The sequence below is a fragment of the Bdellovibrio sp. HCB2-146 genome (assembly GCF_047345725.1).
Taxonomy (GTDB): Bacteria; Bdellovibrionota; Bdellovibrionia; order Bdellovibrionales; family Bdellovibrionaceae; genus Bdellovibrio.
This window is the reverse complement of the sequence record NZ_JBLEQP010000001.1, coordinates 1,550,850-1,564,766: the sequence shown is the minus strand read 5'-3', so window position 1 is coordinate 1,564,766 and position 13,917 is coordinate 1,550,850. Positions and strand designations below refer to the sequence as shown.

Here is a 13,917-nt window from a genome sequence, read left to right as displayed (position 1 = left end):
AAAAAATAGGTTAAAGTTTTCATGATGTTAGATTTTATTTTGAGTATCGATAAGAGCCTTTTTGAACTGATTAACTCCCACTGGACAGCTCCATGGGCGGATCAGTTTTTTCCAGCCATCACCGACCTCCATAAAACTGCGTTCTTCAAAGCTGTGATGGTTCCACTGGTTCTACTTATTTTTATGTGGAGAAGAGGAATCAAAAAAGGTCTGATGATTTTTATTTTCTGTCTGCTGGGAGTTCTCACATCCGATGGCGTCGGTAATTGGGCATTTAAGAAAACGGTGCAGAGGCCCCGGCCCGCCGAAACGCAGGGACTGCATGTGCAGGTCCGTGCTCCGTTTGGTGGATACAGTTTCGTTTCCAATCACTCCACAAATATGTTCGCTTTCGCAAGTTTCGTCGCTTTTATATTTCCTGCAGCGGCGGCTCCAATGTTCGCAATTGCGACGACGGTCGCCTACAGTCGAGTTTATAACGGCGTACATTTTCCGACTGACGTAATTTGTGGAGCCCTGCTGGGCTGCCTCTTTGGGATCGTATTTGCCAGATTGTGTCTCAGAATAATGGAACGTGTGGATTTAAAAAGGAATGAAGTTTCATGAAAGTCTTAGTGACTGGTGCGAATGGTTTTTTGGGCAGTTGGCTCACGCGAGAACTCGTCAACCAAGGTCTGGATGTCTATGCCTTGGTTCGACCTAAAAGCGATATCTCTGAACTTAACGGCGTTAATTGTAAATATTTGCACGGAGATGTGACAGATGTTCACTCTCTTTTGGAAGCTTTTAAAGGTATCGATACAGTTTTCCATTTAGCGGGCGTTATTGCTTACAAAAAATCAGATCGCGCTTTGATGGAAAAAGTAAATGTCGGCGGAACTCAAAACGTTGTCGAGGTTTGCCGCGAGCACGGCGTTCGTCGTCTGGTTTATTTATCTTCAGTCGTCGCAATTGGTGCCGGCTACACTCCTGGTGAAATTATGAATGAAAACTCTGAGTTTAATATTCATGATTTGGACTTAGGTTATTTTGAAACAAAACATAAAGCAGAACAAATCGTCAAAGAAGCCTGCAATCGCGGTGAAATCGATGCGGTGATGCTGAATCCTTCAACGATCTATGGATCCGGTGACGCCAAAAAAGGCAGTCGCAAAATGCAGATCAAGGTCGCACAAGGAAAGCTCAAATTCTACACCTCCGGGGGTGTGAATGTTGTCGCCGTAGAAGATGTTGTTCAAGGAATTATCAGCGCTTGGAAACAAGGTCGCACAGGTGAACGCTACATTCTCTCTGGAGAAAATCTTTTGATTAAGGATCTTTTCCGCATGATCGCTGACGAGGCTGGCGTAAAACCTCCGTCAAAGCAATTGCCTGATAAACTTCTTCACGTCGTCGGCGCCGTGGGCGACACGATGGAAAAGATGGGAATGAAGGGACCTTTAAGTCGTGAAAATGCTTGGACTGCGACGATGTACCACTGGTTTGATTCAACCAAGGCACAGAAGGAATTAGATTTCCACCCTCGTCCTGCGAAAGAAGCTATTCATAACAGCGTTCAGTGGATGAAAGATCATGGGCTCCTTTCTTAAATTGCCAAATTTAAAAATCGTCGGCCTGTTTTTTGTAATTGCCATTAGCGCGATGCTTTTTGCTTTTGCGTCTTTGACGTGGTGGTTGCCCACTCCGGAACAGATCAAGGGCTGCATGGTCACAACGATGTATCAAGTCGAACTTTGCCCGACATCGAAAAACTATGTTCCGTTAAAACAGATTTCTCCTTACTTACAAAAATCTATTCTTCTGACTGAAGATTCGAATTTTTATAACCACAAGGGTTTTGAGTGGGAAATCATAGAGAAAAATTTCCGTGAAGGATGGGAGTCAGGGCACTTCAAACGCGGGGGCTCAACGATCACGCAACAGCTTGCAAAGAACATGTTTCTTTCCAAGGACCGTACTTTTATTCGCAAGGGTTTAGAAGCCATCATCACAGATCGCATTGAAAAAACTCTGACGAAAAAAGAAATTCTCGAGCGTTATTTAAATGTCGTTGAGTTCGGAAAAAATATTTACGGCGTGAAGGCCGCGGCCCAAGCCTACTTTAAAAAACAGCCCTCACAACTCGATGTCGTTGAAAGTGCGTTTCTTGCGATGATTCTTCCGAATCCTATTCAGTACTCGCGCTCTTATTACAAAAAAGAACTCACTCCATTTGCAAAAAAACGTTTGAATGAAATTGTCGGCAATATGTACCGCTACCAGCGTATCAATGAAGAAGAATACAACGCCGCTGTTAACAAAATTCAATATTTCTTTAATCCAGAGCCGCCGCCTCCGGATATGTTTGATCCCGGCGAAGAAGATTTAACGCTGCAAGAACTTGAACAGGCTGCGGAAATCGAGCAAGCCGTGCAACAAGAAATTCAGCAAGAACAAATGCATGATGAATCTGGCACGTACGAAGAAATCGAACAGGAGCCAACAGAATGAAAATAGTTTCGGCCTGCCTCTCAGGAGTTCATTGTCGTTACGATTGCCAAGCTAAAACTCGCGTTGATGTCGCCGACATGGTGAAACGTGGAGAAGCAATTCCCGTTTGTCCTGAACAACTCGGTGGCCTCACCACTCCCCGTCCCCCTGCAGAACGCATTGGCGACAAAGTGCTCACCAATGGGGGCGCCGATGTCACAGCCGAATACCAAAGAGGCGCAGAGGAAGCTTTGCAAATCGCCAAACTCTGCTGTGCCACTGAGGCCCTTTTAAAATCAAAATCCCCCATGTGCGGAGTCGGAAAAATCTACGACGGCACCTTCTCTGGAAACACAAAACCCGGCGACGGCGTCTTCGCCGAACTTCTAAAAAAACACGGCATCAAAGTTACCGAAATCGACTAGGTACCTGCTTACTTTCGTGTCGAAAAGGTACCAGGTTCTTTTCCTCGACAAAAGGAAGCTGGTACCTACTTAAGAAGTTTTTTGTGGATGCGGAAGAAGGCGATGTTCATGAAGATCCAAGTTGCGATCAACATGATCACGACGTGAATCACGATCATCAAGGGCGGTCCTTGATGTAAAATTCCGCGCACGGCCGAAACTCCGTGAGTAAGTGGAAATAAGTAAGCCACGTAACGAAGACCCGATGGCAGTTGCTCAAGAGGGAAATAAGTTCCGCTCAGCAAACTCATGGGCACGATCAAACCTGATGTTGAATAAATAAAAGAGTCATAGTTGCGTGCAAACGACGTAAAGATCATTGCGATACAAGAAAACAAACTGCACAGCAAAAATAACACCGGAAGCGCCAATAGGATTCGATATGAATCAATCAAGCCAAAGAACAAAGCGACAGTTGTGACGCCGATCACACCAAAGAAGCCTTTGCTGGCAGCCCATAACAATTCACCGGCCACAATTTCTTCAGGTCCCACACGCGTGAGCATAATTGTCGCATAAGTTTTTTGGTGCGTGAGTTTTGTGTAGTTACCATAAGTTCCTTCAAAGAAAGAAACCATCATCGCGGTACTGCATAACAACGCTGGGAAAAAGAATTCGATATAAGACAAGCCACCCATGTTACTGACAAAGGCACCTAATCCAAAACCAATTGCCCCCAGATAAATAACCGGTTCTAAAACAATCCAGAACAGAGAAACCAGCCACGTCTTTTTGAAATATAAAAAGTTACGCGACCAAACCGCAAAGGCCCCATCATTCACTTTTGGACGGATGAAGTAGTCACGTAATTTCATCTATTCATCCCTCAATTGGTGACCCGCAAGTTTTAAGAAAACATCGTTCAAAGTCGGTTTACGAATAAAGATTTTATCGCTGGCAATTAGATCAATAACTTTACGTCCCTCTTGGTGTTCTTTCACCAGGACAGAAACAGTGTCTTTGATCACTTGATAAGCATAACCTTCAGCACGCAGTCGACCGAGGTAATAGTTGAGATCTACTGGGTTTGTATCAAACTCAACGACCTCTTTGCCAATCAACTCGCGAATCAAATCAGCAGGCTTACCCACAGTCAGGATTTTTCCGCCATCGATAATCGCCACGCGGTCACACATTTGCTCTGCTTCTTCCATATAGTGAGTCGTCAGAACCAAGGTGCTTTTTTCAGATTTGAGGTGCTTAAAGAAGTCCCAGATCCAGATGCGCGCCTGTGGATCCAAACCCGTTGTCGGTTCATCCAAGAAGATCACTTCCGGAGAGTTCATCAACCCACGTGCAATCGCCAAACGGCGGCGCATACCACCGCTTAAAGTATCAACCGAGCGATCTTGATATTCTTCAAGCTTCATCAGGCGCAACAAAGCCTGAGCTCTGAGCTCGGCTTCTGCTTTCATAATGTTGTGATAACTGGCGTAGACGAGGAGATTTTCTAGAACTGTGAAATCTGGATCGAGGCCGTCTTCTTGAGGAACAACCCCGATACGAGATTTGATTTCACGATAATTTTTTTTAACATTGAGTCCGAGAACGTAAAGCTCGCCGCTTGTAACAAGGGCTGAACAGTACATCATCTTCATCGTTGTGGACTTTCCAGCCCCATTTGGACCTAAGAGCCCGAAACATTCACCTTTTTGAATTTCAAGACTGATTCCATCTACGGCGACTCGATCGTCGTATTTTTTCGTCACATCTTTGATTTCAATGGCAACGTTCGTGCTCATTAGTCCTTTCAGTCCGAATTACTCTTTGTTAGCTTTCGGACGCTTGTGTGGATCAAGTTCACGCAAACGAAGACGGATGTTCTTCGGCGTTACTTCGATCAACTCAGATTCTTTGATCCATTCCATCGCGCGCTCCAAAGTGAACTTTTTCACTGGAACTAGACGGATAGCTTCATCAGAACCCGAAGCACGTACGTTTGACAATTTCTTTTCGCGTGTGATGTTCACTTCTAGATCATTATCTTTAGCGTGTTCGCCAACGATCATGCCTTCGTACACATCGTCACCGTGTTCAACCATCATGATACCGCGTTCTTGAAGATTCCAGATCGCGTATGCAGTTGCTTGGCCTTTACGGTCAGAAATCATCGCACCGTTCATACGGTGTTCGATCTCACCACGGAAATCATCCCAACCATCGAATTGTGTATTCAAAAGACCTGTACCGCGAGTGTCTGTTAGGAACTCAGAACGGTAACCGATCAAACCACGTGAAGGGATGCGGAATTCAAGACGAGTACGACCTGAACCTTTTTGAACCATGTTTGTCATGACACCTTTACGTTTACCCAATTTCTCAGTAACCGCGCCAACGAATTGGTCTTCGATGTCGATAACCGCGATCTCCATTGGTTCCATTTTCTTGCCGTTTTCAGTTTTAAAGACAACTGTTGGCTTAGAAACAAGAAGCTCGAAGTTTTCACGGCGCATTTGCTCGATCAATACACCCAACTGCAACTCACCACGACCGATAACTTTGAAAGCATCTGTGTTGTCAGTTTTTTCTACGCGGATCGCAACGTTGTAAAGAAGTTCTCTTTCCAAACGTTCGATGATTTTACGTGAAGTTACGTTTTTACCATCAAGACCTGCAAAAGGTCCGTTATTTACAGAGAACACCATTCCCACTGTTGGCTCTTCAACACGGATACGTGGAAGTGGACGAGGATCCAAAACAGAAGTGATGGTATCACCAATAGTGAAATCTTCCATACCTGCGATAACTACGATGTCACCTGCACCAACTTCTTGAGCAGCAACTTGCGAGTTCACTTTATATTGGAAAAGTGCAGAGACTTTAACTTTCTTTTGGTTGTTCGCTTGAACGCAAAGAACTTCGTCACCAACTTTGATTGTACCAGCTTTCATACGACCGATCGCCAAACGACCTACGTAATCATTGTACGAAATATTAGAAACCATAACTTGAAGCGGATGGTTTTCTTCGATTGTTGGAGGCGGAACCAAGTTTACGATAGCATCGTAAAGAACTTCCAAAGAACCTGTGTTCACTTTTGGATCCAATGTCGCCATACCTTCACGCGCGATAGCGTAAACAGTGTGGAAATCACATTGTTCTTCAGTTGCATCTAGATCGATGAACAAATCGAAAAGTTCGTTGTGAACTTCTTGGATACGAGCATCGGAACGGTCAATTTTGTTGATACAAACGATAACTTTTTTGCCGCCCTCAAGAGCTTTTTTCAATACGAAACGAGTTTGTGGAAGCGGACCTTCAGAAGCATCGCAAAGAAGGATACAACCATCAACCATGTTCAAGATACGTTCAACTTCACCACCGAAGTCACTATGTCCCGGCGTATCGACGATATTAACTTTAATATCTTTGTACATGAACGAAGCATTCTTCGCCGCGATCGTGATACCACGCTCTTTCTCGAGGTCCATGGAGTCCATGAGACGTTCTTCAACGTGTTCGTTGTCACGGAAAGTACCTGCTTGTTTGATCAAATGGTCAACAAGCGTCGTCTTTCCGTGGTCGACGTGCGCGATGATAGCAATATTTCTAATTTTCTTTGGATCTTGAATCATATTTACCCTTCATTAATTCACTTAACTTCTGAAACTCTTAACTTAAACTTTAAAAATAAAATCAAAAACTAACCGTGGCCGCCCATTAGGAACTCTTCTGAGCTCGTGTCTTCTTGCTCAACACTGCCTAGGCTAGCGAAAAATTCGTTAGCAAGGGCCATAATCTCTTCGTTGCTTTTGGATTGGAAAAGATTCTTTCTGAACTGTGCTGCTCCAGCATAACCTGTTGAGAACCACGCTGCAAACTTTCTGAGTTGAATGCCAGTAATGTGCTCATCACAATGCGCAACAATCTCAGTTTTCAGGTTATTAAATAGGCTCACATAGTCCCTTTGGACTTCCTTCGGGGATTCGCCTCTCCATAAAGCCAGGGCATCCATAAAAATAAACGGATTTTTAAGGCAGCCTCGACCAATCATCACTCCATCACAACCCGACTGTTGCAGACGAAGGTTGGCCTGACGTGCTGTGAGAATATCTCCATTTCCCAAAATAGGAAGTTTGGATTTGGCCTTAACATCCGTAATAAAATCCCAGTCCGCGAGTCCTGAGTAACCTTGAGCACGCGTGCGACCATGAATCGCCACCCACTCAATGCCTTCGTTGTACGCGATATTGCAAACTTCAACTGCGTTACGAGTATTCGCATCCCAACCTGTACGGATCTTGATCGTCAGAGGAATTTTAATCGCGCCTTTTACTGCGGATAAAACTTTTTGCAGTTGCACAGGGTCTTTGAGCATCGCAGAGCCAGCACCCTTTTTCACAACTTTCGGAACAGGACAGCCAAAATTCAAATCAACAAAGTCACAGCCTTCTGCTTCGGCAACTTGCGCGGCACGAGCAATCACTTCTGGTTCTTCACCAAAAAGTTGAATGCCGATGGGTCTTTGAGTTTCATCAAAACTCATCAACTTCATCGTACGTTCTGATTTGTATTCAATACCGTTTGCACTCACCAGCTCCGTAACAACAACGCTGGTATCAAGCTTCTTCATGAATGTGCGAAAGGCGTGATCCGTGATCCCGGCCATAGGCGCTAGGACAAATGGATTTTTCTTTAAGGCTTCAACTGGATTCATAGGCGTTGGGGTATAGCAAAATCACCCCTAAAAAGGTACATTTGTTTTCAAAAAATGACCTTATTTCATGGGTTTAGGAACGAATACCGTAGATCTGAGAACGCGACAAAAATGCCTATTTTCGAAGAGCAAAGGGAATTGCTGAACGAGATCATGTACTTAGCTTACAAAAAGGAAATCCCACGGGGGTTCGCCGTGGGATTTCGGGGTATCAGGTTTAGGGTCTTCGGGTCTTCTTTCGTATGCGTGCTGCTTTGATAATATTGCAAACGAAAGACCAACGATGCGCTCAAATTTACATCATAGTGAAACAGACACTTCTGCAAAACGTTGACGGTTCATTTTGAAACTTTTCAGAAAACACAGTCGCATTGAGTGCTTAAGATGAGTTGTACAGTTGCTAGTCGCCTCATCATTTGCTTAGAAGATCGACGCTCTTATATTGCTGGTTTTCACTCGGAAAAATGCTTCACTTCGAAACGAAAATCTTCACTCCCACTCTGAGACATAACAAAAATGGTCGGCATTTTTTCGTCTTAAACAGATGTGCGGTGACTCTCTGGCTTAAATTGCAGATGACGTTGGAACAACTATAGCAATGGAAATGTGTATGTGGAGGTGTCGTGTGAAAAAAGTTTTCTTTACAACTCTCTTGATGTTGAATTTTTCAATCGCTAACGCCCAGGGATTCGATTGGTATAAAGTCTCAAAAGAAGTCAGCGTAGGAAAAGAGAACGGGTACACCGCTCTAATTTCGGAATTTAAGTACGAAGGACGTGCGGAGGCCGACGGACATTGCCGACAATTAGGACATCAACTTGGTATGGATATCAGACTTGCGGACTTTGAAGAAGTTCTCCAGATTGCAGCTTATGGAAACCCCAAACCAGATGAGATGATGGTCCAAATTAAACTCAAAGACGGAACTGTTAAATACGGCATCGTGGCTTGGGACAATAAAAAAGCCATCAAGGTTGATCCAAAAAATCCTTCAAATAAAGATACAAAAGTTCTTTTTAAACTTCGAGGCAGCGGTTCAGCTGCAGTACTCGAAACGAGTCTAAAAGAAATGAACGAAAGTGATTTAACAGTTTTAAACTACCAAGATCAACCCGTCAAAAAACTTTCTGCCATCTGCGTTCACAATAAAAAGAAATAACTAGAGCCAGGTCACGCGACCTTCGAGTTGTCGCGGGGCTTTGGGCGGATTGTGATCCGGAACTCCCAGCACCATAGCGCAGAGGAGTTCCAACTCCCCTCGCTTGTATTCCTCTAACTTATCCACACCTAAAAAAGCGTCAACCTCTGCTTTGATTTCAAGAGGTGCACCCATCGTGCACGAACCTAAACCCTCAACCAGACACGCCAAATTCATGTTTTCCACAGCCATATACACAGACCCAATGCTCGTGTGATAGCGCTCTTCTGAATCATTTTGCGAATACGCAAAGATCACAACAGGCGCATCACCTAGTGTATAAAAAAATCTTTCTGTGAATTGATACAGAGAAGGCTTCAGACGCTGAGAGAGAATACCTTTAATTCCCAACCAAGATTTTTGCGAATACGCCAAATACTCGTCGCGCTTTTTTCCCGTCACAACAAAGAAGCGCCAGTTCTGACGATTTTTTCCAGAGGGCGCATGCATTCCGGCGGCCAGAATTCTTTCAATTGTTTCACGCGGAATCGCATCAGGTTTGTATTTCCGAATAGACTTACGTGATTCGATTAATTGATAGAATTCTTCTTTGTTCATTTTCAAATTCCCTACTAGTGGTTTTCAATAAAGCCGGCGTGGAGGCGTTGAATTGTTTCAACCGCCTGATCTTCATTCACAAGGAAGCAGAAGTTATGCTTGCTTGCACCCAAGCAGATCATGCGCACATTGATATTCCCGATTTTATCAAAAATCTGTTTCGCTAAACCTGCTGTGTGATTGATGTTATTCCCAATCAAAGAAATCAGGCAGAGATTTTCTTCGACCTGTACATCAGCAAACTTCGAAAGATCTTCGATGAGCTTCGTATTCATCAAAGTCGAGTCGTCCAACGTCACGCTGACGGAGATTTCAGATGTCGTAATTGCATCGATACTGACTTTGTGATCGTTAAAAACTTTAAAGATTTGGAATAAGAAACCATGCGCATGCAACATCTCGGGAGTCGAAATCGTCACCAGTATTTGCTTTTTACGCATAGCCATCGCGCGAATAAGAGGGTGATCTTTCACCTCACGGCGAACCCAAGTCCCACGTGCTTCCGCATCAAAGCTAGAACCCACAAACACTGGAATATTTTTGCGCATCGCTGGAAGCAAAGTGGCTGGATGTAAAACTTTTGCACCGAATGTTGCCAGCTCTGAAGTTTCAGTAAAAGAAATTTCTGCAATTGGTTTTGCTTTGGGACAAATTCGTGGATCCGTTGTCGCAATACCCGCAACATCTGTCCAAATTTCAAGAATATCGGCGTGAATGCCTTCAGCCAAAATTGCCGCAGAATAATCACTGCCTCCGCGGCCTAAAGTCGTCGTCATTCCATCCGCTGTTTTCCCAATAAAACCTTGGGTTACAGCCACGTGTTTTCCTTGTTTTACGAATGACAATTTCTCAGTACACAGACGCTCGACCTCAGCGGTGATAGGGCGAGCTTTGCTAAACGCATCGTCGGTGCGCAAAACATCCCGCACGTCGAACAATACGGCCTGCTTTGATGATTTATTATTACGAAGAACGGTGTTCATCGCTTCTGTGCAAAGGACAGACGACATGCGCTCGCCCAGGCTCTGCAAGGTGTCCATGGCCTTCACAGAACAATCTTTTAAAAGGTTGATCCCTTTAGCTAAAGATTCCATTTCGTCAAAAAGGTTTCTCAACTCTGCGGAAGAAGTTGGATTCAATTTGAGATCTTCGGCAATTTTTAAATGGCGATCGCGAATCTTCGTTAGAAGAATTTCTGCTTCCTTCCATGATTGTTTTTCTGCGGTCTTACCAAGTGCGATCAAATCATTCGTTGTTCCCGAAGTTGCCGAAACGACGACAACGCAAGAGTCTTGTTTAAATGCGACTTCCGCACTACGAAGCATGCATTGGGCATCACCCATGGAAGTTCCACCAAATTTTGATACAATCACTTGTTTCACGCTCACTCCTCGACCCGACACAGTTCGGGAACCAAAATCTTAAGTCTTTTCTGCTTTTTCATTCAACGACTTTTGTGGCACACTTTGAGTCATGACTTCACAAGATTCGACTTTCCAGAAAAAAGAAATCACCTTGATGGCCGTTTTGGCCATTATCGCCATGACCCTTCTCACGGTGGCGATAGTTCCCAGCTTCCGAACTGCTGTGAAGGACGCTTTGATTCCCAACGAACGAGTCATTCTGGCAAAAGTATCAGGCAGCATCTCTCCGGAAGGTCCCAAAGTCACAATTCTTAAAATTCGCACCAAAGATGCTCTCACTTTGGAGATCTATTCAGACGACGAGGGTAGCGAAAACACTCTCCTAGCAAGGATCCCATTGTTTGAAAATCGCGATGGTTATTTTGTCGTGAATGGAAATGCGACGAATTTAGCTCTGACTGATGTTGATCAAGATGGCACGATGGAAGTTGTCGCACCGACTTACAATGACCAAATGGTGCCACGACTGAATATCTTTAAGTACAACAGAGCATCCAAGAATTTTGATAGAGTGAATGCTCCAGAGGGAACTCAGGCTCAGTAAATTATTTTACTTCGCCTGCTGCTCGGTTCTTATTGAGATCTCTCCAAGACTTGCCCTCACGCGCTTTGCGATTCAGCTGAAATCTTTGAACAGCCTTATTATGATTTTCATAACTGTTTGAGAAAACATGTGTTCCGTCATTTTGACTAACGAAGAACAAATAATCAGTTTGGGCTGGCGCAATGGCGGCGGCCAAGGCTTCTCTGCCCGGATTTGCAATCGGTCCTGGTGGAAGACCATTGATTGTATAAGTATTGTAAGGCGTCGGCGTTAGAAGATCATTCTTAGTAATATTGATAACGATTTTCCCGAGCACCAAAGCTTTCCCGTAGATCACGGTAGGGTCCGTCTGCAAGCGCATTCCCTTTGCCAAACGATTATGGAAAACCGAAGAAATCATCGGACGCTCCTCAGGGGCACCGGTTTCTTTTTCGATAATACTCGAAAGCGTCACGATCTGATGGCGAGTCATGCCAAGATTTGATTTTCCTGCCGTCACTTCCCCGTAAACGATCAAAAAGCGCTTCACCATGTTTGAGATCAGTGTTCTTGTGTCCGTGAACTTGGTCAGCATGTAAGTTTCTGGAAACAAATAGCCTTCAAGGCTGTCGTGTTGTTCACCCAGCAATAATTGAATCAATTGCGGATCGCGAGTCAGACGGAAAAATTCTTCGGCCGTTCCGTAGCCTTGACGTTGATAAAGTTCAGCAATTTCATAAGTGCTAAGGCCCTCGCTGACCGTGAAGCCCTTCGCGATACTTTTTCCAGAGATGATCACATCCAGAACTTCACGAGGGCGCATCATCTGATTGAGTTGATATTGGCCTACTTTGAGTTTTGAACGATCCCCCGTTAAACGCGCATACAAACTGAACATTGTCGCGTTTTTTACAAGCCCCTGTTGCTCAAGCTCAGCAGCCACGGTGTTAAAGCTTTTTCCGGGTTCGACTTCAAATACGATACCGGTCGTTCCATAACCCGGAGGACTGTTTAAAAAACTATAAGCAATATAGCCAAGCCCACCGCCCGCAAGGACGATGAAAACTAGAACGGCAATGATCATTGTACGAACTGACTTACTCATTATTTCCAATCCAAATTCATACCTGGAAGAGCTTTCGACAAGTCAAAAGCTGTCGGATCTTCAAGGCTGGCAACAGGCACTGTGCAATATTGAATCGCATAGTGAGCCGAAGCTCTGTCGTTACCAGATTTACCCATACCACCAAATGGCAAACGAGAGCTTGCTCCATTCGTTGTCCGATTCCAGTTCAAAAGACCTACGCGAGCCTTGAACAAGGCCTCTTCGTAAAGCTCTTTGTTTTTACTAAACAGTGCCATCACCAAGCCATAACCCGTCGAGTTCACGATATTCATGACTTCATCAAAGTTATCTGATTGGTAGATCGCTACGTTTGGACCAAAGATTTCACTTTTTTGATAAACGCTGTTTGGATCAAATTTATTTACCAAGTGGATCGACGGCGTTACGTAATGCCCCTTGTGTTTTAAATCCAAGGCTTTACCACGCATCAAGCTTTCGCAGTGTTCGCGGTTTGCGATTTCTTGGAAGCGAATATACTTTTCAACAGCGGCACCGTTGATAAGTGGCCCCATGAATGGATTTTCGCTCCAGTGACCGATCGTCAAACGTTTTGCTGCTTGATAGAATTTTTCAGTAAATTGCTCGGCAATTTTAGGATGCAAGATCACGCGACTTGTTCCTGAGCAACGTTGACCAGAGCTCATGTAAGCTCCCACCAACGTTTCATAGATCGCCTTGTCCATATCCGCATCATCCCAAACTACAGTGGCGTTCTTACCACCCATTTCAAGAGCTAAGATTTTCCAATAGTGCGTGAGAGTTTCCTGTTTAATTTTCAAACCAACTTCGTAAGAGCCCGTGAACAAAACGCCGTCTACGTGTTCGCTCGCAACCAAACGTCCACCGGCGGCGCCATCACCTTGTACAAGGTTGAAAACACCTGCAGGGAACTGAGCTTTTTCAAAAAGCTCAGCATAGAATTGCCCGACCGCTGGAGTTTGCTCTGACGGTTTAAAGACAACCGTGTTGCCGGCAATCAACGAAGGAATAATGTGACCATTCGGTAAATGCGCCGGGAAGTTAAATGGTCCCACAACAGCCATCACACCACGCGAACGATGACGGATCACTCCGTCTACTTGCGGAAGAGCATTTGTGATGCGCTCTTCTTGGACCAGCTTCATGGACTGATTCAAAGTCACGTCGATCTTCGCACCCAGGTTTTTCGCTTCAGTGAGCGCGTCCCACATCGCCTTGCCCGTATCACGTGCAATGATTTGCGCCATCTGATCCGTGTGAGCGTCAAAAAGTTCTTTCAAACGCAAAATGTAAGACTTGCGCTCTTCAACAGTCAGCATGCCCCATGCAGGATAGGCCTTTTTCGCTGCGATACACGCTTCATCAATATGATCGTGTTTAAAAGGAACGACCATAACCATGTCGTTCAAATCCGCAGGACTGATGTCTTTGAATTCTCCATCACCTTTCGTCACCGGAACAAATTTTCCGTTGATAAAGTCACCCTTGTAAGAAATTGGATAGATGGTTGTGCTCATGG

At 44.6% G+C, this 13,917-nt stretch carries 14 protein-coding genes; 6 read left to right on the top strand and 8 right to left on the bottom strand.

All coding sequences use genetic code 11. The features are described 5' to 3' along the window. The first annotated feature begins 21 nt into the window (after window positions 1–21). The 4 genes from ACLWOR_RS07710 to ACLWOR_RS07695 are packed head-to-tail and all read left to right on the top strand — an operon-like array spanning window position 22 to window position 2,894. A complete protein-coding gene (locus tag ACLWOR_RS07710; protein WP_413940119.1) occupies window positions 22–606 on the top strand; it encodes a phosphatase PAP2 family protein in 585 nt (194 codons plus the stop codon). Further along, a complete protein-coding gene (locus tag ACLWOR_RS07705) occupies window positions 603–1,589 on the top strand; it encodes an NAD-dependent epimerase/dehydratase family protein (RefSeq protein ID WP_413940118.1) in 987 nt (328 codons plus the stop codon). Before ACLWOR_RS07710 ends, ACLWOR_RS07705 begins: the two co-directional genes overlap by 4 nt. Then, a complete protein-coding gene (gene mtgA / locus ACLWOR_RS07700) occupies window positions 1,573–2,490 on the top strand; it encodes a monofunctional biosynthetic peptidoglycan transglycosylase (protein ID WP_413940117.1) in 918 nt (305 codons plus the stop codon). The genes ACLWOR_RS07705 and mtgA overlap by 17 nt, the downstream gene beginning before the upstream one ends. Further along, window positions 2,487–2,894: a DUF523 domain-containing protein gene (locus ACLWOR_RS07695; RefSeq protein WP_413940116.1), complete on the top strand. Its 408-nt coding sequence runs from the start codon at window positions 2,487–2,489 to the stop codon at window positions 2,892–2,894. Before mtgA ends, ACLWOR_RS07695 begins: the two co-directional genes overlap by 4 nt. Before the next feature lie 65 nt (window positions 2,895–2,959). On the opposite strand, the gene ACLWOR_RS07690 is transcribed toward ACLWOR_RS07695, so the two are convergent. The 4 genes from ACLWOR_RS07690 to dusB form a co-directional block, all read right to left on the bottom strand. Then, window positions 2,960–3,748, bottom strand: coding sequence for an ABC transporter permease (locus tag ACLWOR_RS07690; protein ID WP_413940115.1), 789 nt, complete (start codon window positions 3,746–3,748; stop codon window positions 2,960–2,962). Continuing rightward, window positions 3,749–4,675 (bottom strand): ABC transporter ATP-binding protein, encoded by a 927-nt coding sequence (locus tag ACLWOR_RS07685; protein WP_413940114.1) that lies wholly within the window; start codon window positions 4,673–4,675, stop codon window positions 3,749–3,751. Between the two features lie 18 nt (window positions 4,676–4,693). Beyond that, window positions 4,694–6,508, bottom strand: a complete 1,815-nt coding sequence (typA, locus tag ACLWOR_RS07680; protein ID WP_413940113.1) for a translational GTPase TypA — start codon at window positions 6,506–6,508, stop codon at window positions 4,694–4,696. A gap of 68 nt (window positions 6,509–6,576) precedes the next feature. Continuing rightward, entirely contained in the window at window positions 6,577–7,590 is a 1,014-nt protein-coding gene (gene dusB / locus ACLWOR_RS07675; protein ID WP_413940112.1) for a tRNA dihydrouridine synthase DusB, read from the bottom strand. A 625-nt stretch (window positions 7,591–8,215) separates the two neighbouring features. Between dusB and ACLWOR_RS07670 the strand changes: the two genes are divergently transcribed. Next, window positions 8,216–8,749: a hypothetical protein gene (locus tag ACLWOR_RS07670; protein WP_413940111.1), complete on the top strand. Its 534-nt coding sequence runs from the start codon at window positions 8,216–8,218 to the stop codon at window positions 8,747–8,749. Here ACLWOR_RS07670 and ACLWOR_RS07665 read toward each other — a convergent pair whose 3' ends face one another. Further along, window positions 8,750–9,346: a nitroreductase family protein gene (locus ACLWOR_RS07665; protein WP_413940110.1), complete on the bottom strand. Its 597-nt coding sequence runs from the start codon at window positions 9,344–9,346 to the stop codon at window positions 8,750–8,752. A 14-nt stretch (window positions 9,347–9,360) separates the two neighbouring features. Next, on the bottom strand, window positions 9,361–10,728 hold the full coding sequence (gene lysC / locus ACLWOR_RS07660) for a lysine-sensitive aspartokinase 3 (RefSeq protein WP_413940109.1): 1,368 nt from the start codon (window positions 10,726–10,728) through the stop codon (window positions 9,361–9,363). A gap of 91 nt (window positions 10,729–10,819) precedes the next feature. On the opposite strand from lysC, the gene ACLWOR_RS07655 reads away from it, so the two are divergent. Then, window positions 10,820–11,314 (top strand): hypothetical protein, encoded by a 495-nt coding sequence (locus ACLWOR_RS07655; RefSeq protein ID WP_413940108.1) that lies wholly within the window; start codon window positions 10,820–10,822, stop codon window positions 11,312–11,314. A gap of 1 nt (window position 11,315) precedes the next feature. Here the strand turns inward: ACLWOR_RS07655 and mltG are convergent, their stop codons facing one another. Together mltG and ACLWOR_RS07645 are read right to left on the bottom strand one after the other, a co-directional pair. Further along, window positions 11,316–12,398, bottom strand: a complete 1,083-nt coding sequence (mltG, locus tag ACLWOR_RS07650) for an endolytic transglycosylase MltG (RefSeq protein ID WP_413940107.1) — start codon at window positions 12,396–12,398, stop codon at window positions 11,316–11,318. Beyond that, the gene (locus ACLWOR_RS07645; protein ID WP_413940106.1) at window positions 12,398–13,915 is read right to left on the bottom strand and encodes a succinylglutamate-semialdehyde dehydrogenase; all 1,518 of its coding nucleotides are present in this window, start codon (window positions 13,913–13,915) and stop codon (window positions 12,398–12,400) included. The genes mltG and ACLWOR_RS07645 overlap by 1 nt, the downstream gene beginning before the upstream one ends. Window positions 13,916–13,917: the final 2 nt, after the last annotated feature.

What these genes read in the sequence shown, in the direction of transcription:
- ACLWOR_RS07710 (WP_413940119.1), top strand. Translation starts at nt 22, where the DNA reads ATGATGTTAGATTTTATTTTGAGTATCGATAAGAGCCTTTTTGAACTG.
- ACLWOR_RS07705 (WP_413940118.1), top strand. Translation starts at nt 603, where the DNA reads ATGAAAGTCTTAGTGACTGGTGCGAATGGTTTTTTGGGCAGTTGGCTC.
- mtgA (WP_413940117.1), top strand. Translation starts at nt 1,573, where the DNA reads ATGGGCTCCTTTCTTAAATTGCCAAATTTAAAAATCGTCGGCCTGTTT.
- ACLWOR_RS07695 (WP_413940116.1), top strand. Translation starts at nt 2,487, where the DNA reads ATGAAAATAGTTTCGGCCTGCCTCTCAGGAGTTCATTGTCGTTACGAT.
- ACLWOR_RS07690 (WP_413940115.1), bottom strand. Translation starts at nt 3,748, where the DNA reads ATGAAATTACGTGACTACTTCATCCGTCCAAAAGTGAATGATGGGGCC.
- ACLWOR_RS07685 (WP_413940114.1), bottom strand. Translation starts at nt 4,675, where the DNA reads ATGAGCACGAACGTTGCCATTGAAATCAAAGATGTGACGAAAAAATAC.
- typA (WP_413940113.1), bottom strand. Translation starts at nt 6,508, where the DNA reads ATGATTCAAGATCCAAAGAAAATTAGAAATATTGCTATCATCGCGCAC.
- dusB (WP_413940112.1), bottom strand. Translation starts at nt 7,590, where the DNA reads ATGAATCCAGTTGAAGCCTTAAAGAAAAATCCATTTGTCCTAGCGCCT.
- ACLWOR_RS07665 (WP_413940110.1), bottom strand. Translation starts at nt 9,346, where the DNA reads ATGAACAAAGAAGAATTCTATCAATTAATCGAATCACGTAAGTCTATT.
- ACLWOR_RS07655 (WP_413940108.1), top strand. Translation starts at nt 10,820, where the DNA reads ATGACTTCACAAGATTCGACTTTCCAGAAAAAAGAAATCACCTTGATG.
- mltG (WP_413940107.1), bottom strand. Translation starts at nt 12,398, where the DNA reads ATGAGTAAGTCAGTTCGTACAATGATCATTGCCGTTCTAGTTTTCATC.
- ACLWOR_RS07645 (WP_413940106.1), bottom strand. Translation starts at nt 13,915, where the DNA reads ATGAGCACAACCATCTATCCAATTTCTTACAAGGGTGACTTTATCAAC.